This window comes from Metabacillus sediminilitoris (assembly GCF_009720625.1).
Taxonomy (GTDB): Bacteria; Bacillota; Bacilli; order Bacillales; family Bacillaceae; genus Metabacillus; species Metabacillus sediminilitoris.
In genome coordinates, this window is record NZ_CP046266.1 from 317,501 (window position 1) to 342,801 (window position 25,301).

Consider the following 25,301-nt stretch of genomic DNA (forward strand, 5'->3'; position numbering starts at 1 on the left):
ACTGATACTAATCGATCGAGGACTTAACCTAAATAGAAAAGCGGAAGAAGCTTAGCTTTTATCCATAGGGCATTGGAGCGCTCGAGAAGAAGTCGTACTTTGACTTCGCAGGAGAGTGTGAAATGACCGTAGGATTTGGCTTCTGGAGCTGGACAATGTAAGAGTATAAACTCAGTTGAGTGAATTGAATTGTGAATCGTTATCTAGTTTTGAAGGAATATCCCTTCAAACTTAATATTATTTGGTGACGATGGCGAAGAGGTCACACCCGTTCCCATGCCGAACACGGAAGTTAAGCTCTTCAGCGCCGATGGTAGTTAGGGGTTTCCCCTTGTGAGAGTAGGACGTTGCCAAGTAAGAAGAGAGAAGATCAGTAGAGATACTGGTCTTTTTTTATTGCGTGAATTTTTGTAAAAAGGTTTAGGATACTGGTGTTATTGACCCTAAAAATGGTAAGCATATTCTTGATGTCGGTTGTGGTACTGGTGATCTGGTTAATACAATATCTAAAGCAGGATGCAGTGTAGTTGGGATTGATAAGTTAATAAAAATGATACAGCATACAAAATCTAAGGATCCCAACATCCCTTTTTATGTTTAAGATGTTTTGGCATTAGAAGACCATAACGTGTTTGATGCCGTTGTTTCGAATGCTATTCTTCATTAGTTGAAACAACCGAAGGATGCTTTGTTGGCTATATGAATTTAGCCGCCAATTGGATGGTTAGGAAGAATATAAATCCCCTGGTATTATCCAACTATAGGATAGTATAAATCTTTAATGGAAGAGACTGGTTTTAAAGTTACCTTAGCAGTACATTATGAAAGACTCTTCTTAAAAGGGAAGAAGGGCTGAAGAATTGGATTGAAATGTTTACTGATAATATATTTGAATCTGTTCCAAACGATATTATAGTGGGTGACATTTCACGACCTGAAAAGAACTTACAGGAAAATTTGTTTAGAGATGGATAATGGGTGGCAGACTATAAACGAATTCGGGTTATTGGGTCAAAAATTGATAAGTGATATAAACTAGGCGGTAACAATAGTTACGGTCTTTTTTTTATATAAGAATAGAAAGAAAAAATATAGAATAATTTATTGTGTATACTAAGAAGGAGTTGTGTTATTTAAAACAGATGATGTTTAATAGGTAGCAGTTTTTGAAAAGGGAGAAATAAGTATGACAAATAAACCAAAGAAGAGAAAATTTATAGTTGAAGAACATGAATCTATTGATGAATGTTTAGAGCGGATGAGCAAAGAAGGCTATTTTCCGGTTCGTAGAATGGAGCAACCAATCTTTAAAGAAGAAATACAAAATGGTATGGTTGAGCATGTGCCTTGTGGAAGAACGATCGTTTTTGAAGGGAAACTACTGTAAAATCCGAACATTAACATAACGAAAAAATAAATCGTTCGATTTTCCGTTGACATAGAAGTTCTCCATTGTTAAGATAAGACATGTAAATAAACGATAACCTCATATAAAATTGGGAATACGGCCCAGAAGTTTCTACCCGATGACCGTAAATCATCGGACTATGAGGGAAAGTGTACGTATAAAGGCTTCGGAAAGCATTATAAAACCCGAGCTCGATATACTGTACTTTCTCTAAAAGTGAGAAAGTATATATATCGAGCTTTTTTTTGAGGAAGGCGACTGATTACGAAGGATGTATGAAATCAGTCCAGTTTACAAATGCTTACTTCACTTACGTCTTGGAATAAGTATACTTCCTTAATTTAATAAATGACGTGAAAATGAATGAGATCATGTATTTTAAGTAAGGCTAAAGGTGGGAAAAAGATGGAGCCGCTTGTAGGCATTATTATGGGAAGTACATCAGACTGGGAAACAATGAAGCATGCTTGTGAGATATTAGATGAACTAAATGTTCCTTATGAAAAGAAAGTAGTATCTGCACATCGTACACCTGATTATATGTTTGAGTATGCAGAGAATGCTAGAAATAGAGGAATTAAGGTAATCGTTGCTGGAGCTGGTGGGGCAGCACATCTACCAGGTATGGTTGCTGCAAAGACAACTTTACCGGTAATAGGTGTTCCCGTTCAGTCAAAGGCATTAAATGGTCTTGATTCATTATTATCAATTGTCCAAATGCCTGGAGGTGTACCAGTAGCAACTGTTGCTATCGGCAAGGCTGGGGCAACAAATGCTGGATTGCTGGCAGCTGAGATCCTTTCTACCGGAGATCATGACTTAGCAGACAGACTTGAGACAAGAAGAGAAGAGCTTCGTTTAAAAGTACTAGAGAGTAGTGATGAGCTTGACTAATAAAACAATCTTACCAGGAGCAACAATAGGTATTATCGGTGGCGGACAGCTTGGTAGAATGATGGCGATTGCTGCGAGACAGCTCGGATATCGTATCGCCGTATTAGATCCAACAAAAGATTGCCCATGTGGTCAAATAGCTGATATCGAGATAACAGCTAGCTATGATGACTTAGATGCGATTAAAAAGCTTTCTGAAGTCAGTGATGTGATTACGTATGAGTTTGAAAATATTGATTATGAAGCACTGCGCTGGCTTGAGGAGAATGCCAATTTGCCTCAAAAAAGTTCATTACTATTGCTGACGCAAGATAGAGAAACAGAAAAAGCGGCAATTGTGAATGCAGGATGTGAAGTAGCTCCATATAAAATTATTCACACTGAAGAAGAGTTATCGAGTTCATTGGAAGTACTTGGATTTCCTAGTGTGTTAAAAACATGCAGAGGTGGATATGACGGTAAGGGGCAGGTTGTTCTGCGTACTGATCAAGATGTTGAGGAAGCTGTAAAGTTATTAAAGCAAGGAACATGCATATTAGAAAAATGGGTTCCTTTTGATAAAGAAATTTCAGTGATCGTGACAAGATCTGCAAATGGAGAAACAAAGACATTTCCGGTAGCTGAAAATATTCATAAAGAAAATATTTTATACCAAAGCATCGTACCAGCTAGAGTGACTGATGATATCTTAAGGAAAGCACAGCAATTAGCTATGAAGCTTTCAAATAGTTTTGAGCTCGTTGGAACGTTGGCTGTTGAAATGTTTTTAACAAAAGACGGAGAGATTTATATTAATGAATTAGCTCCGCGACCGCATAATTCAGGTCACTATACAATTGATTTATGCGAAACAGATCAATTTGAACAGCATATCAGAGCAGTTTGTAATCTTCCATTAGGTCATACAACATTACTAAAAAATGGTATGATGGTAAACCTCTTAGGAGAAGATTTAAATATAATTAATGAGCAAATCTCGTTGTTAGAAAATGCGAAGCTCCATCTATACGGTAAAAAAGAGTCAGCTCCTAAACGTAAGATGGGTCATATCACATTTTTTAGTGAGTCAATAGAAAAAGATATAGAAAACATTAACCAGATTTGGGGTCAATAATAGAGCGGAGGCAAAAAAGATGATCGAACGTTATTCACGACCAGAAATGAGTGCAATTTGGACGGAAGAAAATAAATTTAAAGCATGGCTTGAAGTTGAAATCCTTGCTTGTGAAGCTTGGGCTGAATTAGGTGTTATTCCAAAAGAAGATGTTGCTTTACTACGCAAAAATGCTTCTTTTGATGTAAATCGCATCAATGAAATTGAACTAGAAACTCGTCACGATGTTGTAGCGTTTACTAGAGCGGTTTCTGAAACACTAGGTGAAGAACGTAAATGGGTTCATTATGGCTTAACGTCTACCGATGTAGTAGATACAGCACTTTCTTACTTACTTAAACAAGCAAATGATATTTTATTAAAAGATATCGAGAACTTCATTCAAATTTTAAAAGACAAAGCACAGGAACATAAATATACCGTTATGATGGGACGTACGCATGGTGTACACGCTGAACCAACAACGTTTGGTTTGAAAATGGCATTATGGTACGAAGAGATGAAACGTAATCTTGACCGCTTTAAACGTGCAGCAGCGGGTGTTGAATTTGGAAAGATCTCAGGTGCAGTAGGAACATATGCAAACATTGATCCATTTGTAGAAAAGTACGTTTGCGAAAAATTAGGTACACAGCCAGCACCAATCTCAACTCAAACATTACAACGTGATCGTCATGCTGATTACATGGGTACATTAGCGTTAATTGCAACATCTATTGAGAAATTTGCCGTTGAAATTCGCGGATTACAAAAGAGTGAAACACGAGAAGTTGAAGAGTCTTTTGCTAAAGGCCAAAAGGGATCTTCTGCAATGCCGCATAAACGTAATCCGATTGGTTCAGAAAACATGACTGGTATCGCACGTGTGATCCGCGGTTACATGTTAACAGCTTATGAAAATGTTCCGTTATGGCATGAAAGAGATATCTCACACTCATCTGCTGAACGTATTATCTTGCCAGATGCAACAATTGCATTGAACTACATGTTAAATCGTTTCGGTAACATTGTGAAAAATTTAACTGTATTCCCTGAAAACATGAAGCGTAATATGGACCGTACACAAGGTTTAATCTATTCTCAACGTGTGTTACTAGCGTTAATTGATACAGGTATGACTAGGGAAGAAGCGTATGATCTAGTTCAGCCTAAAGCAATGGAAGCTTGGGAAAAACAAGTACCATTCCGTGGGTTAATAGAAGCTGAAGAAAAAATTACAGCTCGTCTTTCTGCTGAAACAATTGAAGATTGCTTTGATTATAACTATCACTTAAAAGGTGTAGATACAATTTTCGAACGTCTCGGTCTGTAACAATCACATCCAAATAGCAAGGTGCTTATAAAAGGCTCCTTGCTATCTCTTTGGTGAAAATAGTGGGTTAGATAATATGACAACTATCATACTAGCCAAAAAGTTCCCAAAATTCTGTTTAGGAGGGCTTTCAATGACTACAGAAAAGCTTGAACTATTATACGAAGGTAAAGCAAAACGCATTTATAAAACGAATGATCCTAATATTTTACTAGTATCCTACAAGGATTCAGCTACAGCTTTTAACGGTGAGAAGAAAGAGGAGATTACTGGTAAGGGCCGATTAAATAATGAGATTTCAACATTGATTTTTGAAAAGCTTACAGCTAACAATATTGAAAATCACTTTGTGAAAAGATTATCTGAAACTGAGCAGCTCGTGAAGAAAGTAACGATTATTCCTCTTGAAGTTGTTGTTCGAAATGTTGTTGCAGGAAGTCTTTCTAAACGAATTGGGATTGAAGAAGGAACAGCTATTAAAGAGCCTCTTGTTGAATTTTACTATAAAGATGATGCACTAGGAGATCCTCTTATTACAGAAGATCATATCGCACTATTAGCAGTAGCAACAAAAGAGCAAGTTGAAACATTAAAAACTCTTGCTAGACGTGTAAATGAAGTATTAACAGCACATTTTCTCTCATGCGGGGTTCGTCTAATTGATTTTAAACTCGAGTTTGGAATCACTGAGGATGGAAACATCATTTTAGCTGATGAAGTTTCACCAGACACATGCCGTTTATGGGATATCAATACAGATGAAAAGTTTGATAAGGATGTATTCCGAAGAAATATAGGTAGCTTAACAGAAGCATACGAAGTAATTTTAACTAGACTTGGAGGCCAATCATAATGTACAAAGTAAAAGTTTACGTCACTTTAAGAGAAAGCGTACTAGATCCACAAGGAACTGCAGTAAAAAGTGCATTGCACAGCATGTCCTATAATGAGGTTCAAGATGTTCGTATCGGAAAATACATGGAATTAACAATTGAGAAATCAGATCGTGACTTAGATACAGCTGTTCGTGAAATGTGTGAAAAACTACTCGCTAATACTGTGATCGAAGACTTCACTTACGAGGTACAGGAGGTTGTCACAAAGTGAAATTCGCTGTGATCGTTTTTCCAGGATCTAACTGTGATGTTGATATGTATCATGCAATTAAAGATGAACTTGGTGAAGAAGTAGAGTATGTATGGCATGACGAAACAGATTTAAGTCGTTTTGATGGTGTATTACTACCAGGTGGATTCTCATATGGTGATTACTTACGCTCAGGAGCAATTGCACGTTTTTCTAATGTTATGAAAGAGGTTGTAAAAGCAGCAGAAGCAGGTAAGCCTGTCCTTGGCGTGTGTAATGGATTCCAGATTTTATTAGAAGCAGGATTACTTCCAGGTGCAATGAAGAGAAACGAAAACCTGAAATTTATGTGCCGACCAGTTAACTTAAAGGTTGTTAATAATGAAACATCTTTCACATCAGCTTATCAGAAGGATGAGGTTATCTCTGTTCCGATCGCACATGGAGAAGGGAATTATTATTGTGATGAAGAAACACTTCAAACGCTTAAAGAGAACAATCAAATTGTGTTTACGTACGAAACGAATCCAAATGGCAGCTTAATCGATATCGCAGGAATTACAAATGAGCGCGGGAATGTTCTAGGGATGATGCCTCACCCTGAACGTGCGGTAGACGAGTTATTAGGTAGTGCTGACGGATTAAAATTATTTCAATCAATCGTGAAAAACTGGAGGGAATCTCATGTCACTAAAGCTTGAACCAACTAACCAGATGATAAAAGATGAAAAAATCTACAGACAAATGGGTGTAAGTGATGATGAGTTTGCTCTGATTGAAAAGATCATTGGACGTCTTCCAAATTACACAGAAATCGGGATTTTCTCTGTTATGTGGTCTGAGCACTGCAGCTATAAAAACTCTAAACCGATATTAAGAAAATTCCCAATTACAGGTGAAAAAGTTTTACAAGGACCTGGTGAAGGTGCAGGGATTGTTGACATTGGCGACAACCAAGCGGTTGTGTTTAAAATTGAAAGTCATAACCACCCTTCAGCAATTGAGCCTTACCAAGGTGCAGCAACTGGTGTAGGCGGGATCATTCGTGATGTTTTCTCAATGGGTGCAAGACCAATTGCGATCTTAAACTCTTTACGCTTTGGTGAATTGAAAACTCCACGTGTGAAGTATTTGTTTGAAGAGGTTGTTGCAGGGATTGCGGGCTATGGTAACTGTATTGGAATTCCTACAGTAGGCGGAGAAATCCAATTTGATGACTCATACGAAGGAAACCCGCTTGTTAATGCAATGTGTGTTGGCTTAATTAACCATGAAGATATTAAGAAAGGCCAAGCAAAAGGCGTTGGCAACACGGTTATGTATGTAGGTGCGAAAACAGGCCGTGATGGAATTCATGGAGCAACATTTGCTTCTGAAGAACTTACAGAGGATTCTGGTGAAAATCGTCCAGCGGTTCAAGTTGGCGATCCTTTTATGGAAAAACTTTTACTAGAAGCTTGCCTTGAAGTCATTAAAAATGACGCACTAGTAGGTATACAAGATATGGGTGCTGCTGGGTTAACGAGTTCTTCAGCAGAAATGGCAAGTAAAGCAGGATCAGGTATGGAAATGGATCTTGACCTTATCCCACAACGTGAAACAGGTATGACACCATATGAAATGATGCTTTCTGAATCACAAGAAAGAATGCTTCTTGTCGTTGAACGCGGTCGAGAGCAGGAAATCATTGATTTATTTGAAAAATATGATTTGGAAGCAGTATCTGTTGGTAAAGTAACAGATGATAAAATGCTTCGTCTTTTCCATAAAGGTGAAATGGTAGCAGAGCTTCCTGTTGATGCGTTAGCTGAAGATGCACCTGTTTACCACAAACCTTCAAAAGTACCAGCATACTATGAAGAGTTCCAACAAATGAATGTTGACCCAATTCAAGTATCGAATTATAAAGAAACACTTGTTCAATTATTGAGCCAGCCGACAATTGCAAGTAAAGAATGGGTTTATGATCAATATGATTATATGGTTCGTACAAACACAGTTGTCGCACCTGGTTCTGATGCTGCAGTCGTTCGAATTCGTGATACGAAGAAAGCATTAGCGATGACAACAGACTGTAACTCTCGCTATCTATATCTAGATCCAGAAGTAGGCGGAAAAATCGCAGTAGCAGAAGCGGCACGTAATATCGTATGTTCTGGCGGAACTCCATTAGCAATTACAGATAACTTAAACTTTGGTAACCCTGAAAAACCAGAGATCTTCTGGCAAATCGAGAAAGCGGCAGACGGTATTAGTGAAGCATGCCGAACGTTAGAAACACCAGTAATCGGCGGAAATGTATCTTTATACAATGAAACAAATGGAACAGCAATCTACCCAACTCCTGTAATCGGTATGGTTGGATTAATTGAAGATACTGATCATATTACAACTCAAGACTTTAAAGCAGCAGGAGATCTTATCTATTTAATCGGGGAAACAAAACCTGAATTCGGCGGCAGTGAACTTCAAAAGCTTACGTACGGTAAAATCTTTGGTCAATCACCAGAACTAGATTTAGAAAAAGAAAGAAAAACACTAGAACAGCTTTTGAAAGCAATCAAAGCAAATACAGTAGCATCTGCACATGATGTATCTGAGGGCGGAGTAGCAGTTGCGTTAGCTGAGCCGCTATTTGGCGGAAAAGGACTTGGTGCAACTGTAACACTTAAAGGTGATGCAACAGCAGCTTTATTTAGTGAATCACAAACGAGATTCGTAGTATCTATCAAGAAAGAAAACCAACAAGCATTCGAACAGATAGTTGATGCGGTATGTATTGGTGAGGTTACGAATTCTAACCAACTTATTATTAAAAACGAAAACGATGAATCACTTGTCGATGCATCTGTTGAAGAGTTAAAGGATGCATGGAAAGGAGCTATCCCATGCTTGCTGAAATCAAGGGATTAAACGAAGAGTGTGGCGTCTTCGGAATATGGGGTCATCCGGAAGCAGCTCAAATTACGTATTATGGTCTTCACAGTCTCCAGCACAGAGGTCAGGAAGGTGCTGGGATTGTTACGACTGACGGTGATAAGCTAACATGCATGAAGGGCTTAGGCCTTGTTAACGAGGTTTTTGGAAATGGAAAGCTAAATGAATTATCAGGGAAAGCTGCCATTGGACACGTACGTTATGCCACTGCTGGAGGCGGAGGTTATGAGAATGTCCAGCCCCTCCTGTTTAAATCATCACATAGCGGAAGCTTAGCGCTTGCGCATAATGGGAATCTTGTGAATGCAACACAGGTTAAGCATCAGCTTGAGAGCCAAGGTAGTATCTTTCAAACAACTTCTGATACAGAGGTACTTGCCCATCTAATTAGAAGAAGCGGTCATATCGATATGAAGGAAGCTGTAAAAAATGCCTTAACAATGGTAAAAGGTGCTTACGCTTTTCTTATCATGACAGAAACGGAATTGATGGTTGCACTAGATCCTAATGGCTTACGACCACTATCAATCGGTGTGATGGGTGATGCCTATGTCGTTGCATCTGAAACATGTGCATTTGATGTTGTTGGAGCAAAATTCGAACGAGATGTTCAACCTGGCGAGCTATTAATCATAAATGATGAAGGAATTCGCTCTGAGCGTTTTTCAATGAATATCAATCGTGCAATGTGTAGTATGGAATATATTTATTTCTCTCGTCCTGATAGTAATATAGATGGAGTTAACGTTCATACAGCTAGAAAAAATCTTGGAAAACGTTTAGCTGTAGAATCTGAGATTGATGCTGATGTTGTGACAGGTGTACCTGATTCCAGTATTTCAGCAGCTATTGGCTTTGCAGAATTAACGGGAATTCCATATGAACTAGGCTTAATAAAGAACCGATATGTAGGCCGTACATTTATTCAGCCTTCACAAGCGTTACGTGAACAAGGTGTAAAAATGAAATTATCAGCAGTACGTGGGGTTGTAGAAGGTAAACGTGTTGTTATGGTTGATGATTCGATTGTACGTGGAACGACTAGCAGACGTATCGTAAATTTGCTTCGTGAAGCAGGTGCTACAGAAGTTCATGTACGAATCAGTTCACCACCAATCGCAAATCCTTGTTTCTATGGAATTGATACATCTACACATGAAGAATTAATCGCAGCAAATCATTCAGTAGAAGAAATTCGTCAAATCATTGGAGCAGATAGCTTAGCCTTTTTAAGTGTAGAAGGCTTGCTTGAAGGAATTGGCAGACCATACGAAGGTGAATTTAAAGGACAGTGCTTAGCGTGCTTTACAGGTCGTTATCCTACTGAAATTTATCCAGATACTGTTCTTCCTCATGAGAAAGTTTAAGGGAAATCATTATTATCATAGTAACATTACGATTGAATAACAAAATCAAGAAAATACATTATTAAAATGAGATAGGAATCGAGTTTTGGATTCCTGTCTTAAATTAACGAGGATTGCTCTAGGAGGTATCAGATATGTCCGATGTTTATAAACAAGCTGGTGTAGATATTGAAGCGGGTTATGAAGCTGTTTCAAGAATGAAAAAACATGTAGCCAAAACAATGCGTGCAGGTGTGATGGGTGGACTTGGCGGATTTGGCGGAATGTTCGATTTAAGTGAATTAAATTATAAAAAACCAGTGCTCGTATCAGGTACAGATGGAGTAGGAACAAAGTTAAAGCTTGCGTTCATGGCTGACAAGCATGATTCAATTGGGATCGATGCTGTTGCGATGTGTGTGAATGATATATTAGCACAAGGTGCAGAACCATTATTTTTCTTAGATTACTTAGGGCTTGGAAAAGCAATACCTGAAAAAATTGAGCAAATTGTTAAGGGAATTGCCGATGGTTGTGAGCAATCCGGATGTGCATTAGTAGGCGGAGAAACAGCCGAAATGCCTGGAGTGTATGATGAGGACGAGTATGACGTTGCAGGCTTCTCAGTTGGAGTAGTTGAAAAAGAAAAAATTGTAACTGGTGAAAACATTGAGGCAGGACATGTTTTAATTGGTCTTTCATCTAGCGGGATCCACAGTAACGGTTTTTCGTTAGTTCGTAAAATTCTCCTTGAGGATCAAAAACTTGATTTGCAAACTGTTTATGAACCATTTACAGAAAACTTAGGTGAAGTTTTATTAACACCAACAAGAATTTATGTGAAACCAGTATTAGACGTGATAAATAAATATCAAATCGATGGTATGGCACATATTACAGGTGGTGGATTTATCGAGAATATCCCGCGGATGCTTCCTGAAGGATTGGGTGCTGACATTGATTTTGGCTCATGGCCAATTCCTAAAGTTTTTGATTTCCTTCAAGAAAAAGGCGAACTGAAACAAGAAGAAATGTTCAATGTTTTTAATATGGGGATTGGATTTGTTCTTGCTGTCAAAGAGGAACTCATTCATGATGTTATCAAGCAATTAGAAGCAAACGGTGAAAAAGCATATATAATTGGACGAGTAAAACAAGGATCAGGAGTTTCATTTGGTGGGGGAGCTTTTAAATGAAGAAAATAGCTGTTTTTGCATCAGGAAATGGCAGTAATTTTCAAGCAATACTTGATCAAATTAAGCTAGGGGCAATCGATTCAGAGATTGGTCTTCTTGTTTGTGATAAGCCTCAAGCTGGTGTAGTAGAGCGTGCAAAATCAGCAGAAATACCGGTTTTTTGTTTTGTGCCAAAGGAATATGAAACAAAGGCAGATTTTGAAAGAGAAATATTAGCTGCTTTACAGGAACATCAAATTGATCTTGTTATTCTCGCAGGCTATATGCGGTTAATTGGTTCAACTTTGTTGGAAGCATATCAAAATAAAATTGTGAATATACACCCTTCTTTATTACCAGCGTTTCCAGGGAAAGATGCAATTGGCCAAGCCTTTGAAGCAGGTGTAAAAGTAACTGGTGTTACCGTTCACTTTGTCGATGCAGGCATGGATACAGGTCCAATCATTGCCCAGGAAGCAATCGATATAACTGAGGAAGATACAATTGAGATGGTTGCAGAAAAAATCCATCAAGTTGAACATTCTTTATATCCGAAGGTGATTAAAGAATTAGTGTCAAAATAATGTGTAGAGGTGAAGAAAATGGCAGTCAAACGCGCGCTTGTTAGTGTGTCAAATAAAGAAAATCTCGTACCTTTTGTAAAAGAATTAATTCAATTAGGTGTTGAAGTTATCTCAACAGGTGGAACGAAATCATTACTAGAAGAAAACGGTCTGAATGTAATTGGTATTTCTGAAGTGACTGGATTTCCAGAAATCATGGACGGGCGTGTAAAGACACTTCACCCAAATATTCACGGAGGTTTATTGGCAGTTCGAAATAATCCTAGTCATATGGACCAGTTAAAAGAAAATAACATCGAAACAATTGATCTTGTTGTCGTAAATCTTTACCCATTCAAAGAAACGATTTCAAAGCCTGATGTTCAATTCCAGGATGCAATTGAAAATATTGATATCGGCGGTCCATCAATGCTGCGTTCTGCTGCTAAAAACCACGAGGATGTCACAGTATTAGTTGATCCACAAGATTACAGTGTAGTATTAGAAGAATTAAAAAAATCTGGTGAAGTATCATTAGTGCAAAAACAACGTTTAGCGGCAAAGGTATTTAGACATACTGCTTCATATGATGCATTAATTGCGGAATTTTTAACAAAAACAATTGGTGAAGAAGATCCAGAAACAGTTACTTATACATTTGAGAAAAAACAATCTTTACGATATGGAGAAAACCCTCATCAAAAAGCAACATTCTACCAGAAGCCATTCGTTCCAGTTGCTTCTATTGCAAATGCAAAACAGCTTCATGGGAAAGAGCTTTCATTCAATAATATTAAAGATGCAGATGCAGCTCTACAAATCGTTCGTGAATTTACTGAACCAGCTGCTGTTGCAGTTAAACACATGAACCCATGTGGTGTGGGTGTAGGCACTTCAACATTAGAAGCATATACACGATGCTATGAAGCCGATCCTACATCAATTTTTGGTGGAATTGTAGCACTAAATCATGAGGTTGATTTAGCGACGGCTGAAAAGCTTCATGAAATTTTCCTTGAAATTGTTATTGCACCTTCCTTCAGCCAAGAAGCATTAGATGTATTAACAAGTAAGAAAAATCTACGTCTATTAACGATTGAAGTAACTGCTGCTTCAAAACCTGAAAAACAACTTCAGTCCGTTCATGGAGGATTGCTTGTACAAGACGAAGATACAATGTCTCTTGATCAAGCTGAAATCACCATTCCAACAAAACGTGAGCCTTCTGAAGAAGAGTGGAAGGATTTAAAATTAGCTTGGAAAGTAGTTAAGCATGTAAAATCCAATGCAATTGTTCTAGCAAAAGATGAAATGACAGTCGGTGTGGGTGCTGGCCAAATGAACCGCGTTGGATCAGCGAAAATTGCGATTGAACAAGCTGGAGAAAAAGCAAAAGGCAGCGCGTTAGGTTCTGATGCATTTTTTCCAATGTCAGATACTGTAGAAGCAGCAGCTAAAGCAGGAATCACTGCAATCATTCAACCAGGCGGATCGATCCGTGATGAAGATTCAATTCGCATGGCTGATGAATATGGAATCGCCATGGTATTTACAGGAGTACGTCATTTTAAACATTAAGAATAAAAACGGAAGTACCTTGAAAAGCTTCGGGCAATAAGATACTTTAGTCAATTCAGGGAGTCTAGGCGCTGGCAGGGCAAAAGCACGTTGCCCTGTTGTCCTGTGCTTTGAAGTTGTATGTGATCAGCATATCTATTGGACAAGAATTAATCTTTTAAACATAAAAACGAGGTGTAATCATGAAAGTTCTTATTATTGGACAAGGTGGACGTGAGCATGCACTTGTATGGAAGGCTGCACAGAGTAACCTTGTAGAGGAAGTCTTTGTTGCACCAGGAAATGATGGAATGAATGAACTTGCTACAAGAGTAGCAATTAGTGAAAATGACAACAAAGGGCTGTTAGATTTTGCAAAAGAGCAAAACATCGACTTAACGATTGTTGGCCCTGAAGTTCCATTATTAAATGGAATTGTGAATGATTTTGAAGAAGCGGGACTAAAGGTATTTGGACCAAGGAAAGAGGCTGCTCTTATTGAAGGCAGTAAAAACTTTGCAAAAGAGCTCATGGTTAAATACAATATTCCAACAGCTGATTATCAAACATTTACAGATGTAAATGAAGCTAAAGCATATGTAGAAGAAAAAGGTGCACCTATTGTCATTAAAGCAGATGGATTAGCTGCAGGAAAAGGTGTAACAGTTGCAGAAACAATTGATGTTGCACTTGAAACGTTGACTGAAATGCTTGAGGATGCAAAGTTTGGAGAAGCGTCTTCCTCTGTTGTTGTTGAAGAATTTCTCGCTGGAGAAGAATTTTCTTTAATGGCATTTGTAAAGGGAGAAAACGTATATCCAATGGTGATTGCGCAAGACCATAAGCGTGCATATGACAATGATGAGGGACCAAATACTGGAGGCATGGGAGCCTATTCACCAGTACCTCAAATTCCTCAAGCGGTAGTCGATACAGCTGTTGAAACAATCTTAAAGCCAGCAGCAAAAGCACTTGTCAGTGAAGGTCGTTCCTTTACAGGCATTTTATATGCGGGACTAATCCTTACAAATGACGGACCAAAAGTGATTGAATTCAACGCCCGTTTTGGAGATCCAGAAACACAGGTTGTACTTCCACGATTAGAGTCTGATTTAGTTGAATCATTGTTAGCAATTTTAGATGATAAACATGTTGACCTTGTTTGGTCTTCACGTGCAGTGTTGGGAGTGGTACTTGCTTCTAAAGGATATCCTAACGAGTACGAAAAAGGACAACCAATTGGAACACTTTCTGCACGTATTGAAGATGCTGTAATCTTCCATGCTGGTACGAAAAAAGCAGAAGATCAATTCGTAACAAATGGCGGCCGTGTACTCGTTGTTTCAGGATATGGTGACACAATTCGTGAAGCACAAGTAAAAGCGTATGAATTAGTAGAAAAGATATCAGCTCCTGCTCTTTTCCATCGAAATGACATTGGTCATAAAGCAATTAAACACGGCGTTTCTTAAAATACACGAATAATATCGCAATAATCCCGCCGATTAATGCAATCAAAAGAAATGACATATCAGTAAAATATTCTAAAAACATGTGGACACCTCCAATTTGAATATGGGGCTGGCGATGAAGCCAGTCCCATTTTAATGCTTTGATTACGAGGGATTGTATACGAATTTTTCATCATCTTCCTCAAAATCATCATCAAAAAAATCCATATTCGAATTTTCAAACAAGTATGTGATTGGACAGAAACGCACGATTCCTTCGCCTACCTTCATTGCGCCAAGTACGATAGCAATTAAATAGGAATCTCTCCAAGGTTTTTTGCAATATTTAGATGTAGCCCAAGCTAATAAGGAAAGCCCGCATGTAATTCTTACTAATGCGTTGATGATTCCAATGTTTGGTCGAATCAATTGAAAAACCTCCTTGGAATTGTCATAAAATTGAAATAAAAACTTTAATGCGTTAATGACTTCCATATGTTAACATAGTATTAAAATTCGTAACTAATAATGGAGGGTTATTTATGCCCGAGAAAAATTTTCAATGGAGAATTAGTCAATTACGTAAACATATAGATGTTTTGACGAACAACAATGCCCCAACGATTGTTTTAAAAAATGCAACCTATCTTAATTCATATTTACGTCAATGGGTTAAAGCGAATATCTGGATATACGGCGATCGAATTGTATATGTCGGTGACAATTTACCAGAAAAGACGACAAATACTGAAATGATTGATTGTGTGAACAAGGTGATTGTACCAGGATATATTGAGCCACATGCTCACCCGTTCAATTTATATAATCCCCATACATTAGCAAAGTATGTGTCACAAACAGGAACCACTACATTGATATGTGATAACCTTTTCTTCCTTTTACATTGCGAAAAAAAGAAAGCGCTTTCTATATTGGATGATATGGATAAACTGCCGTTTCATTTTTATTGGTGGGCTAGATTTGACTTGCAAACAGAGGTTCATTGGGAAGAAAAAATTTTCTCCCATGAATTTTTGGATAAATGGCTTGAGCATAAATCAGTTATTCAAGGCGGTGAGTTAACGAGTTGGCCTAAGCTATTGGATGGTGATGACTGGATTTTATACTGGCTGCAGGAAACGAAGCGAAGAGGGATCAGAATTGAAGGTCACTTACCTGGGGCTTCAGAAAATACAATCATGAAAATGAAACTATTAGGTGTTGATAGTGATCATGAATCGATGACTGGAAAAGATGTTATAAACAGATTGAAAATGGGTTATACAGCTGCTGTTCGACATTCATCGATTAGACCTGATTTAGAAAAGCTATTAAAAGAGGTGCAGGATGAGGGTTTAACATCATATGACCATATGTACTATACAACAGATGGAGCGACACCAACTTTTTATGAAAAAGGAATGATTAATCGTTGTATTAAAATAGCCTTAGAATGCAATGTTCCAGCAATAGATGCATACAATATGGCAACATTTAATATCGCAAAATATTATCAAATTGAAGATACAATAGGTGTTATTGCACCTGGTCGAATGGCTACTTTAAATATTTTAGATGGAATTGATCAGCCTAATCCGGTGTCTGTCATGTCAAAAGGTTCATGGATCGTAAAAGATGGTCACCCTCAAGAAGTAAAAGATCATGTAGATTGGAGTAAGTATGGTTTGCAGCCAGCAAGATTAAATTGGGATCTGACAATTGATGATTTACAATTCTCGATGCCTCTAGGTATGAAAATGCGAAACGCAGTAATAATGGAACCATACTCCATTAAGATTGATAGTACAGCAAATGAGCTATCCCAAGATCATGATGAAAGCTTCTTAGTTTTAATTGATCGTAATGGCGAGTGGAGAATCAATACCTTCTTAAAAGGATTTGCTCAGCATGTACAGGGATTTGCAAGCTCATATTCCGCAACAGGTGATATTCTAATTATTGGAAAAAATAAAACCGAAATGATAGCAGCATATAAACGAATGAAGGAAATTGGCGGGGGGATTGTATTAACAGAGAATGGAAAGGTATTATTCGAAATGCCTTTGCAGCTAGATGGAAGTGCTTCAACGAGTGATCTTGAAGAGGTCATGTACTGTCAGCAAAATCTTTATTTAATACTAAAGGAAAGAGGCTATCATTTTGATGACCCGATATATTCGTTGTCATTCTTTTCAGCAACGCATTTACCGTATATTCGTTTAACACCGCGTGGAATATTTGATGTCATGAAAAAAACGGTACTCTTTCCAACAATAATGCGTTAAAATATAAAAGTGAAAAAGCAAAAGGTTGTGTTAGTTTGAGTAAGGGAAAATTCTCATTAGCCATTTTGTCAATGTTATTAATAATAAGCGCCTGCAGCAACAAGGAAGATCAACGTTCAACATCAAAAGAGGAAGCTAATCAGCAAGAGGAAGAAATAGTTGCTGTTGAAGTAGATGGCAAAATCGTTTTCCCCCTTACTGGTCTGGCAGTTCAAGAAGGTGAGCTAGATCAACGTCCTGTAGCTGTTATGATAAATAATCATCCAAATGCAAGACCACAATCAGGTCTCCATAAAGCAGATGTTGTATATGAAGCCCTTGCAGAGGGGAATATTACAAGATTTTTAGCGATATTCCAAAGTGAGATTCCAGATGTTATTGGTCCTGTTAGAAGTGCAAGAGAATATTATGTTGATTTAAGTAAAGGCTTTAATGCTCTCTATATAAATCATGGTTGGAGCCCGTCAGCTAAAGAGAAGCTTGAGGCAGGCGAGGCAGAATATTTAAATGGATTATTTTATGATGGTACACTATTTTGGAGAGCAGACCATCGAAAAGCACCACATAATTCATATATCTCAAATGAAAATATTGCAAAAGGTGCAGAGTTTAATCATTTTGAAATGACGGCTAAGGTTGAGCCATATGAGTTTCTTACAGAAGAAGAAGTGGTAAATTTAAAAGGGGAACAAGCAAATAAGTTTGTTATTAAATATGACAATTCCCAAACATGGCATGCGGCATATGAGTATAATCAAACTAAACATAGCTATAGACGATATAGTGGGAATGAACAAACGGTTGATTTAGAAAGTGAAGAACCGATTACATTAAGTAATATTTTAGTCGTTGAAATGGACCATAATTTAATAGATGATTATGGGAGAAGAGGAATCGATTTAACGTCAGGCGGCAAAGCAATTCTCCTCCAAAATGGCCTGAAACAAGACGTTGAATGGGAAAACATTGATGGTCGAATCTTACCTGTCAATAATGGGGAGATTGTAAAATTTGTTCCTGGACGTACATGGATAAATATTGTACCAAACATTGAAGATACATTTTCAATTCAATCGTAAAAATTAAAGGAGAATGTGTATGCAAATTGAAAAGCTTCGTGGCAAAGAACTTGATCAGCTTTTTAAATCCGTTTTGTCTTTAAAAGACTTAGAAGAATGTTATCGTTTTTTTGATGACCTATGTACAGTTAATGAAATCCAATCGCTTGCACAAAGGCTAGAGGTTGCTAGAATGCTGCGAGAAGGATACACATATCATAAGATTGAAACAGAAACGGGTGCAAGCACAGCAACCATCTCACGAGTTAAGAGATGCTTAAATTATGGAAATGATGCCTATTCAATGGCTCTAGAGCGAGTACAAAAAGAAACAACTGAATAGGAAAAGATGAAGCGCCTTAAAGGGTGCTTTTTTTTCTTTTGTTAAATGAGATATTTATTTTCCTTGCACCTTCAGATTTTAGACTCTGGATAGACTGAACATGGTGCATCCGCTTTTCTGTTTTTTGCTCTTGCGTAATTTGCTATAATGGTTGAATGGATACTTTGGAATGGAGGAGCCTTTCATGTATGATATTAATGAGTGGAAACATGTGTTTAAACTCGATCCAGATAAAGAGATTACGGATGAAGATTTAGAGAAAATTTGTGAATCCGGTACAGATGCAATTATTGTCGGTGGAAGCGATAATATTACGGAAGATAACGTATTGAATATTATGTCTAGGATTAGACGCTATTTAATTCCATGTGTACTGGAGGTTTCAACGGCAGAATCAATTATCCCTGGTTTTGACTTATATTTCATCCCGACTGTCTTAAATAGTAGAAGTACAAATTGGATTATTGATTTACATCATGAAGCAGTGAAGGAATTTGGAGACATTATGAATTGGGATGAGCTCCTTGTAGAAGGGTATTGTATTTTAAATCCAGATTGTAAGGCCGCTACCTTGTCTGAGGCAAATGCTGATCTTTCCATCGATGATGTGGTCGCATATGCACGTGTAGCGGAAAATATGTTTAACCTGCCAATCTTTTATTTAGAGTATAGCGGAAAACTAGGAGATATCTCAGTTGTTGAGAAAACAAAAAAGGTATTAACAAATACGAAGCTTTTTTACGGTGGGGGTATCTCATCAGCAGAGGAAGCGGAACGATTTGCACAATTTGCAGATGTTGTCGTTATAGGAAATATTATTTACACAGATTTACATGCAGCTTTACAAACTGTTAAGGCTGTTAAATAAAAAGGTAGCTTATTATTGATGAATTTATTAAAATAGAACATATGTTCCTTTGGGTGGTGAAGCAGTTGCAATTCCTATCAAATCAATTACTTACAGGTTTGAATAATATGCAACAAGAAGCAGTAAAAACAACAGATGGTCCGTTGTTAATTATGGCGGGTGCCGGTAGTGGAAAAACCCGTGTGTTGACTCACCGGATCGCATACTTGATGATCGAAAAGCAAATAGCGCCATGGAATATTTTGGCGATTACATTTACAAATAAGGCCGCGCGCGAGATGAAGGAGCGGATCCAGCATATTTTAGGCCCTGGAGCGGATGAAATATGGATTTCAACCTTTCACTCGATGTGCGTCCGCATTTTACGTCGTGATAGTGATAGAATGGGGATTAATCGTAACTTTTCCATTCTTGATACGACAGATCAATTGTCAGTTATAAAAACCGTTCTTAAAGAGAAAAATTTAGATCCTAAAAAATACGAACCGAGAAGTATATTAGGGTCAATTAGCAGTGCAAAAAATGAACTGATAACACCTGATGAATATGATAAAACGGCAAATAGTCACTATGAACAGATGGTCAGCGAAGTATATAAGGAATACCAAAGAAAACTGCGCAAAAATCAATCATTAGATTTTGATGATTTGATCATGACCACAATTCAATTGTTTCAACGTGTTCCAGAGGTTCTTGAATCGTACCAAAGAAAATTCCAATATATCCATGTTGATGAGTATCAGGATACGAACAGAGCGCAATATATGCTAGTAAAGCTATTGGCGGCACGTTTTAAAAATCTTTGTGTTGTAGGTGACTCTGATCAATCTATCTACCGTTGGCGCGGTGCAGATATTGCAAACATTCTTTCTTTTGAAAAGGACTATCCACAAGCTAATGTCATTCTACTTGAACAAAACTACCGATCAACAAAGTTGATTTTAGAAGCAGCAAATGAAGTGATTAAAAATAATTCAAATCGTAAACCTAAAAAGTTATGGACAGAAAATCAACAAGGTTCAAAGATTAGTTACTATCGTGCAGACAGTGAAGCAGCTGAGGGGCAATTCGTTGCCGGGAAAATCAAGCAGCTTGTTGAATCAGGACAAAGAAAGCTATCTGACATTGCGATTCTTTATCGAACAAATGCTCAATCAAGGATAATTGAGGAAGTATTGCTCAAATCTAATTTGAATTACACGATTGTCGGCGGGATCAAGTTCTATGATCGTAAAGAGATTAAAGACTTACTTGCATACTTAAGATTAATCGCTAATCCAGATGATGATATTAGTTTAGCACGAATTATTAATGTGCCTAAACGTGGTGTTGGTTCAACATCAGTTGATAAAATTGCGAATTACGCAATAGACAATGACCTGTCATTATTTCAAGCATTATATGAAATTGAACAAATCGGTGTAAGTGCTCGTGTTATCAATGCTTTAGTAGAATTTCGTGAGTTGATTCGCAATCTTGGCAATATGCAGGACTATTTATCTGTTACGGAATTAGCAGAAGAGATTATCGATAAATCCGGTTATCGAGAAATGCTTAAGTTAGAAAAAACGCTTGAAGCACAAAGCCGTTTAGAGAATATCGATGAGTTTTTATCTGTCACGCAAACGTTTGAAAAACAAAATGATGATAAAAGTCTTGTTGCGTTTTTAACGGATTTAGCACTTGTTTCTGATATTGATAAGCTTGACGAAGATGATCAGGATCAAAGTAATGCTATTGTGTTAATGACCTTGCACTCAGCAAAAGGATTAGAATTTCCTGTTGTATTTCTAATTGGATTAGAGGAAGGTGTTTTCCCTCATAGCCGTTCCTTGATGGAAGAAGATGAAATGCAGGAAGAGCGACGTTTGATGTATGTAGGGGTTACTCGAGCTGAGAAAGAGTTATTCATAACAAACGCACAAATGCGTACTCTATTTGGACGGACAAGCATGAATCCAGAATCGAGATTTATTGCTGAAATTCCTAGTGAGTTAGTTGAAAATTTAAATGAAGAGAAGAAGAAATCAATATCTTCCTCTTCATCATTCAATTCAGCCCGTCGCCTTGAAAAACGTCCACCAGTTTCAAGACCTATTGCCGCATCAACCGGAGGGGACGATATTTCATGGGCTGTTGGTGATAAAGCTGAACATAAAAAATGGGGCATTGGTACAGTTGTAAGTGTTAAAGGATCTGGAGAAGGAAAAGAATTAGATATTGCTTTTCCTAGTCCAGTTGGCATTAAACGCCTGCTTGCAAAATTTGCGCCAATTAATCGTATCTAAAGAAGCGAAAAGCACTTGATCAGCCTCGGGTAAATAAGTCGCTTATGTATAGAAGGTATTTCTTTCCCTTCAATTCATGAGTGGCTTACACCCCAAGGCAATACGCGATAACAGGATCTTGACTGCTCTTGCAAATCTATGCCTTTAAGTCCAGAAGCTGGAAACAAATAGTTCCTAAACGATAAGAAAGTTCAGGTAGAAAGGATTGGACATCCCAATGGATAAACAATCGGCAATGAAAAAAGCTCAAGAGCTGCATGAGCTTTTAAATACGTACAATTACGAATACAATGTTTTAGATAATCCAAGTGTTCCCGATTCAGAGTATGATCGGTTAATGATGGAACTAATAAAGCTCGAAGAAGCATTTCCTGAATTGAAAACATCAGACTCTCCGACACAAAGGGTTGGCGGGAGTGTGCTGGAGTCTTTTCAAAAGGTTGTTCACAAAACCCCAATGTTAAGTCTTGGTAATGCTTTTAACGAGGTTGATTTACAGGATTTTGACCGTCGAGTCAGACAGGCTGTCGGGGATGATGTTCAATATGTAGTTGAATTAAAGATTGATGGGTTGGCGGTTTCCTTACGGTACGAGAATGGCTTATTTGTTCAGGGTGCTACACGTGGAGACGGGACAACAGGTGAAGATATTACAGAAAACCTTAAAACCATCCGTTCGATTCCTCTTAGATTGAAGAAGGAGCTATCATTTGAAGTTCGCGGAGAAGCGTTTATGCCGAGAAAATCATTTGAAAAGCTAAATGAGCTTCGATTACAACTGGAAGAAGAACCATTTGCTAATCCTCGGAATGCTGCTGCAGGTTCCATTAGACAGCTTGATCCTAAAATAGCCGCAAAACGCAATTTAGATATATTTGTTTATAGCATTGCAGATCTTGGAGGGACAGGTGTAGATAAACATAGTGAAGCCCTTGATTTACTTGAAGAATTAGGATTTAAAACGAATAAAGAACGAAAAAAATGTGAAAATATCGACGAAGTTCTAAAGCTAATCGAAGGAATTCAGGAAAAAAGAGCGACATTGCCATATGATATTGATGGTATCGTTATAAAGGTTGACATGCTCTCACAGCAAGAAGAGCTCGGTTTTACTGCAAAAAGCCCGCGGTGGGCCATTGCATACAAATTTCCTGCCGAAGAAGTAATGACAAAGTTAATTGATATTGAGTTAAGTGTGGGTCGAACAGGTGTCATCACACCGACAGCTTTATTAGAACCAGTACGTGTCGCGGGAACTACTGTCCAACGAGCATCTCTTCATAATGAAGATTTAATAAGAGAAAAAGACATTAAAATTGGTGATACAGTCGTTGTAAAAAAAGCAGGTGACATTATTCCTGAGGTTGTGAATGTGTTAGTAGACCAACGGACAGGAGATGAACAAACTTTTACAATGCCTACACATTGTCCTGCTTGTGAGAGTGAGCTCGTACGTATTGAAGGTGAGGTTGCTCTGCGTTGTATTAATCCACAATGTCCTGCCCAAATTAGAGAAGGACTAATCCATTTCGTATCTCGAAATGCGATGAATATTGATGGTCTTGGTGAACGTGTTATAGCTCAGTTGTTTCAAGAAGGCTTAATTAAAAATGTTGCTGATTTATACAGATTAACAAGAGAGCAGCTGCTTCAGTTAGAAAGAATGGGTGAAAAATCCACGGATAAATTATTACTTGCTATAGAGCAGTCAAAGCAGAATTCACTTGAAAGACTGTTATTTGGTTTAGGTATTCGACATGTTGGGGCAAAAGCTGCAAAAACATTAGCTCAAGAATTTGAAACAATTGAACATCTTCAAAAAGCTACAAATGCTGATCTTATTGCAATTAATGAAATTGGCGATAAAATGGCTGATGCCGTTGTCACATATTTTGAAAATGAAGATGTGCAGCAATTAATAAACGAGTTAGTATCTTTAGGTGTAAATACGACATATAAAGGACCTAAGCTTGTAAGAGTAGAGGATAGCGACTCTTATCTAGCAGGGAAAACTGTTGTATTAACAGGAAAGCTTGAACAGTTAACAAGAAATGAAGCAAAAGAGGGTATAGAAGCACGCGGCGGGAAAGTGACTGGTAGTGTAAGTAAAAGTACGGATCTTGTTGTCGCTGGAGAGTCAGCCGGAAGCAAACTGCAAAAAGCCCAAGAACTAAACATAGAAGTATGGGATGAGGCTCGACTCTTTGAGGAATTAAATAGAGAGTAGCCTTGTCCAGCTCCGACATGCATAAGATGATCATGAATATAGGTATATTTATCTTCAATTCCTGATTAGCTTATGCCCCAGTTACGTGCGCGTCGTCCTCTGTCGGAGTTAGACGCAAAACTAAGTCCAAAAAAATATATGATCTTTACATTAATTAAAAGGTGTGGACTCATTTGAAAAAGAAATTATTCATGGTGTTAGCAAGTATCCTTGTTTTAACAGCTTGCGCACCTAACTTTGGAGAGCAAGAAGAAATCGTGCAGGAAACTGAGGATGATTCTAAAGAGCAGGCAATCATTCCAAAATACAATATATCTGATTCGTATTACAAGATGATCTTGCCATTTAAGCCTGGGGAAGCAAGAGGACTTGTTTCAGAACAATTAAACACTCGTTTAGACATTGATGAATTTGAAACAGGATTAATGAGAGTTGCGCAGGATACATTTTCTCCTGATAATTACTTATACCAAGAAGGACAATATTTATCCGGAGATGTGATTAATGGCTGGCTGAAGCGTAGATTGGTCGGAGAAAAGCTAAAAAGTGCACAAGAAGAAGCGCCGAAGAAAGATAAAAATAATATAGGTGCTGATGAAAAATATGTTGAGGTTGGACTCAACCCTGCTTTACCAGAAGGAAATGATCTTGAGAAATTACACTCTGAAAATCCAATCTACTTAGCACATATGCTAGAGCATAATTATTTAATTCGAAAAGATGACACAGTTGAACTGGGTGGAGTGGTGATTGGTCTTGCGATGAACTCTGTTTATTATTATAAACAGCAAGATGGGTATGCACGCGAGAAAAAAATCAGTAGAAGTGAACTTTTGGCTAAGGGAAAAGAAATTTCTGAAACCGTGATTAATCGTATTCGGAATACGAAAGGTCTTGAAAAAGTGCCTGTTGTCATTGCTATCTATGAGCAAGAAGAGAAATCATCCATTGTTCCAGGTAACTTTATTGCAAAAACGGTTGTAAAAGAAAGCAGTAACAGTATTGGAAAATGGGAAGGCATTGATGAGGAATATTATTTCTTTCCATCTGATAAAGCGACAAGTGATTATAGAGATGATGCACAAATGTTCAATCGATTTAAAACAGATATTGAAGAATTTTTCCCTAACTATGTAGGGGTAATTGGAAAAGCATTTTATAAAAACGCGGAATTAAATTATTTGGATATAGAAATTCCGATGCAATTTTATAGTAAGTCAGAGGTTGTTGCCTTTACACAATTTGTAACTGGAAAAGTAATGGAGTATTTTCCAGCCTATATTTCACTTGAAGTTAATATTTCATCAAACAATGGTCAAGAAGCGCTCATTATTAAAAAACCAGATCAAGAAGAGCCGACCGTCCATGTTTATAAGTAAATGGAAAGGG

At 37.7% G+C, this 25,301-nt stretch carries 23 protein-coding genes, 2 rRNA genes and 1 riboswitch (1 of these 26 cut by a window edge); of the genes, 23 read left to right on the forward strand and 2 right to left on the reverse strand.

Annotated features, from left to right (window positions below; translation table 11 throughout):
- The 16 genes from GMB29_RS01735 to purD form a co-directional block, all read left to right on the forward strand.
- Positions 1–31: ribosomal RNA gene (locus tag GMB29_RS01735) — 23S ribosomal RNA — on the forward strand; it begins 2,900 nt to the left of the window's first position.
- A gap of 209 nt (positions 32–240) precedes the next feature.
- Positions 241–356: ribosomal RNA gene (rrf, locus tag GMB29_RS01740) — 5S ribosomal RNA — on the forward strand.
- Between the two features lie 80 nt (positions 357–436).
- A complete protein-coding gene (locus GMB29_RS27885; protein ID WP_136356083.1) occupies positions 437–601 on the forward strand; it encodes a class I SAM-dependent methyltransferase in 165 nt (54 codons plus the stop codon).
- Between the two features lie 585 nt (positions 602–1,186).
- Positions 1,187–1,387, forward strand: coding sequence for an NETI motif-containing protein (locus tag GMB29_RS01750; RefSeq protein ID WP_136355689.1), 201 nt, complete (start codon positions 1,187–1,189; stop codon positions 1,385–1,387).
- 79 nt (positions 1,388–1,466) lie between these two features.
- A riboswitch (purine riboswitch) is annotated at positions 1,467–1,568 on the forward strand.
- Between the two features lie 245 nt (positions 1,569–1,813).
- Positions 1,814–2,302: a 5-(carboxyamino)imidazole ribonucleotide mutase gene (gene purE, locus GMB29_RS01755; RefSeq protein ID WP_136355691.1), complete on the forward strand. Its 489-nt coding sequence runs from the start codon at positions 1,814–1,816 to the stop codon at positions 2,300–2,302.
- Positions 2,289–3,416, forward strand: coding sequence for a 5-(carboxyamino)imidazole ribonucleotide synthase (gene purK / locus GMB29_RS01760; protein ID WP_136355693.1), 1,128 nt, complete (start codon positions 2,289–2,291; stop codon positions 3,414–3,416). Before purE ends, purK begins: the two co-directional genes overlap by 14 nt.
- 19 nt (positions 3,417–3,435) lie before the next feature.
- Positions 3,436–4,728 (forward strand): adenylosuccinate lyase, encoded by a 1,293-nt coding sequence (purB, locus tag GMB29_RS01765; protein ID WP_136355695.1) that lies wholly within the window; start codon positions 3,436–3,438, stop codon positions 4,726–4,728.
- Between the two features lie 133 nt (positions 4,729–4,861).
- Entirely contained in the window at positions 4,862–5,581 is a 720-nt protein-coding gene (gene purC, locus GMB29_RS01770; protein WP_136355697.1) for a phosphoribosylaminoimidazolesuccinocarboxamide synthase, read from the forward strand.
- Positions 5,581–5,835, forward strand: coding sequence for a phosphoribosylformylglycinamidine synthase subunit PurS (purS, locus tag GMB29_RS01775; RefSeq protein ID WP_136355699.1), 255 nt, complete (start codon positions 5,581–5,583; stop codon positions 5,833–5,835). Before purC ends, purS begins: the two co-directional genes overlap by 1 nt.
- On the forward strand, positions 5,832–6,515 hold the full coding sequence (gene purQ, locus GMB29_RS01780; protein WP_136355701.1) for a phosphoribosylformylglycinamidine synthase subunit PurQ: 684 nt from the start codon (positions 5,832–5,834) through the stop codon (positions 6,513–6,515). Before purS ends, purQ begins: the two co-directional genes overlap by 4 nt.
- On the forward strand, positions 6,499–8,727 hold the full coding sequence (gene purL, locus GMB29_RS01785) for a phosphoribosylformylglycinamidine synthase subunit PurL (RefSeq protein ID WP_136355703.1): 2,229 nt from the start codon (positions 6,499–6,501) through the stop codon (positions 8,725–8,727). The genes purQ and purL overlap by 17 nt, the downstream gene beginning before the upstream one ends.
- Entirely contained in the window at positions 8,703–10,118 is a 1,416-nt protein-coding gene (gene purF, locus GMB29_RS01790) for an amidophosphoribosyltransferase (RefSeq protein ID WP_136355705.1), read from the forward strand. Before purL ends, purF begins: the two co-directional genes overlap by 25 nt.
- Positions 10,119–10,252: 134 nt before the next feature.
- Complete coding sequence (gene purM, locus GMB29_RS01795) at positions 10,253–11,293, forward strand: phosphoribosylformylglycinamidine cyclo-ligase (protein ID WP_136355707.1); 1,041 nt, start codon at positions 10,253–10,255, stop codon at positions 11,291–11,293.
- Positions 11,290–11,856 carry a phosphoribosylglycinamide formyltransferase gene (gene purN, locus GMB29_RS01800; RefSeq protein ID WP_136355709.1) on the forward strand — a complete coding sequence of 189 codons (567 nt, stop codon included), beginning with the start codon at positions 11,290–11,292 and terminating at the stop codon, positions 11,854–11,856. The genes purM and purN overlap by 4 nt, the downstream gene beginning before the upstream one ends.
- 18 nt (positions 11,857–11,874) lie before the next feature.
- On the forward strand, positions 11,875–13,413 hold the full coding sequence (gene purH, locus GMB29_RS01805) for a bifunctional phosphoribosylaminoimidazolecarboxamide formyltransferase/IMP cyclohydrolase (protein WP_136355711.1): 1,539 nt from the start codon (positions 11,875–11,877) through the stop codon (positions 13,411–13,413).
- A gap of 182 nt (positions 13,414–13,595) precedes the next feature.
- Positions 13,596–14,864 (forward strand): phosphoribosylamine--glycine ligase, encoded by a 1,269-nt coding sequence (gene purD / locus GMB29_RS01810; protein ID WP_136355712.1) that lies wholly within the window; start codon positions 13,596–13,598, stop codon positions 14,862–14,864.
- Here purD and GMB29_RS27890 read toward each other — a convergent pair.
- Both GMB29_RS27890 and GMB29_RS01815 read right to left on the reverse strand, forming a co-directional pair.
- On the reverse strand, positions 14,845–14,946 hold the full coding sequence (locus GMB29_RS27890; protein ID WP_328591448.1) for an EYxxD motif small membrane protein: 102 nt from the start codon (positions 14,944–14,946) through the stop codon (positions 14,845–14,847). The genes purD and GMB29_RS27890 overlap by 20 nt on opposite strands.
- A gap of 62 nt (positions 14,947–15,008) precedes the next feature.
- On the reverse strand, positions 15,009–15,272 hold the full coding sequence (locus tag GMB29_RS01815) for a YgaP family membrane protein (RefSeq protein WP_227551447.1): 264 nt from the start codon (positions 15,270–15,272) through the stop codon (positions 15,009–15,011).
- Positions 15,273–15,385: 113 nt separating this feature from the next.
- Here GMB29_RS01815 and GMB29_RS01820 point away from each other — a divergent pair, with 113 nt between their 5' ends.
- The 7 genes from GMB29_RS01820 to GMB29_RS01850 all read left to right on the forward strand — a co-directional run bounded on the left by GMB29_RS01820 (position 15,386) and on the right by GMB29_RS01850 (position 25,291).
- On the forward strand, positions 15,386–17,128 hold the full coding sequence (locus GMB29_RS01820; protein WP_136355716.1) for an adenine deaminase C-terminal domain-containing protein: 1,743 nt from the start codon (positions 15,386–15,388) through the stop codon (positions 17,126–17,128).
- 35 nt (positions 17,129–17,163) lie between these two features.
- On the forward strand, positions 17,164–18,207 hold the full coding sequence (locus tag GMB29_RS01825) for a DUF3048 domain-containing protein (RefSeq protein WP_227551448.1): 1,044 nt from the start codon (positions 17,164–17,166) through the stop codon (positions 18,205–18,207).
- 19 nt (positions 18,208–18,226) lie between these two features.
- Positions 18,227–18,529 carry a YerC/YecD family TrpR-related protein gene (locus tag GMB29_RS01830; RefSeq protein ID WP_136355718.1) on the forward strand — a complete coding sequence of 101 codons (303 nt, stop codon included), beginning with the start codon at positions 18,227–18,229 and terminating at the stop codon, positions 18,527–18,529.
- A 184-nt stretch (positions 18,530–18,713) separates the two neighbouring features.
- The gene (locus tag GMB29_RS01835; RefSeq protein WP_136355720.1) at positions 18,714–19,397 is read left to right on the forward strand and encodes a heptaprenylglyceryl phosphate synthase; all 684 of its coding nucleotides are present in this window, start codon (positions 18,714–18,716) and stop codon (positions 19,395–19,397) included.
- Between the two features lie 65 nt (positions 19,398–19,462).
- A complete protein-coding gene (gene pcrA, locus GMB29_RS01840; RefSeq protein WP_136355722.1) occupies positions 19,463–21,685 on the forward strand; it encodes a DNA helicase PcrA in 2,223 nt (740 codons plus the stop codon).
- Positions 21,686–21,902: 217 nt separating this feature from the next.
- Positions 21,903–23,912 carry an NAD-dependent DNA ligase LigA gene (ligA, locus tag GMB29_RS01845; RefSeq protein ID WP_136355724.1) on the forward strand — a complete coding sequence of 670 codons (2,010 nt, stop codon included), beginning with the start codon at positions 21,903–21,905 and terminating at the stop codon, positions 23,910–23,912.
- Positions 23,913–24,085: 173 nt separating this feature from the next.
- Entirely contained in the window at positions 24,086–25,291 is a 1,206-nt protein-coding gene (locus GMB29_RS01850) for a CamS family sex pheromone protein (RefSeq protein ID WP_136355726.1), read from the forward strand.
- Positions 25,292–25,301: the final 10 nt, after the last annotated feature.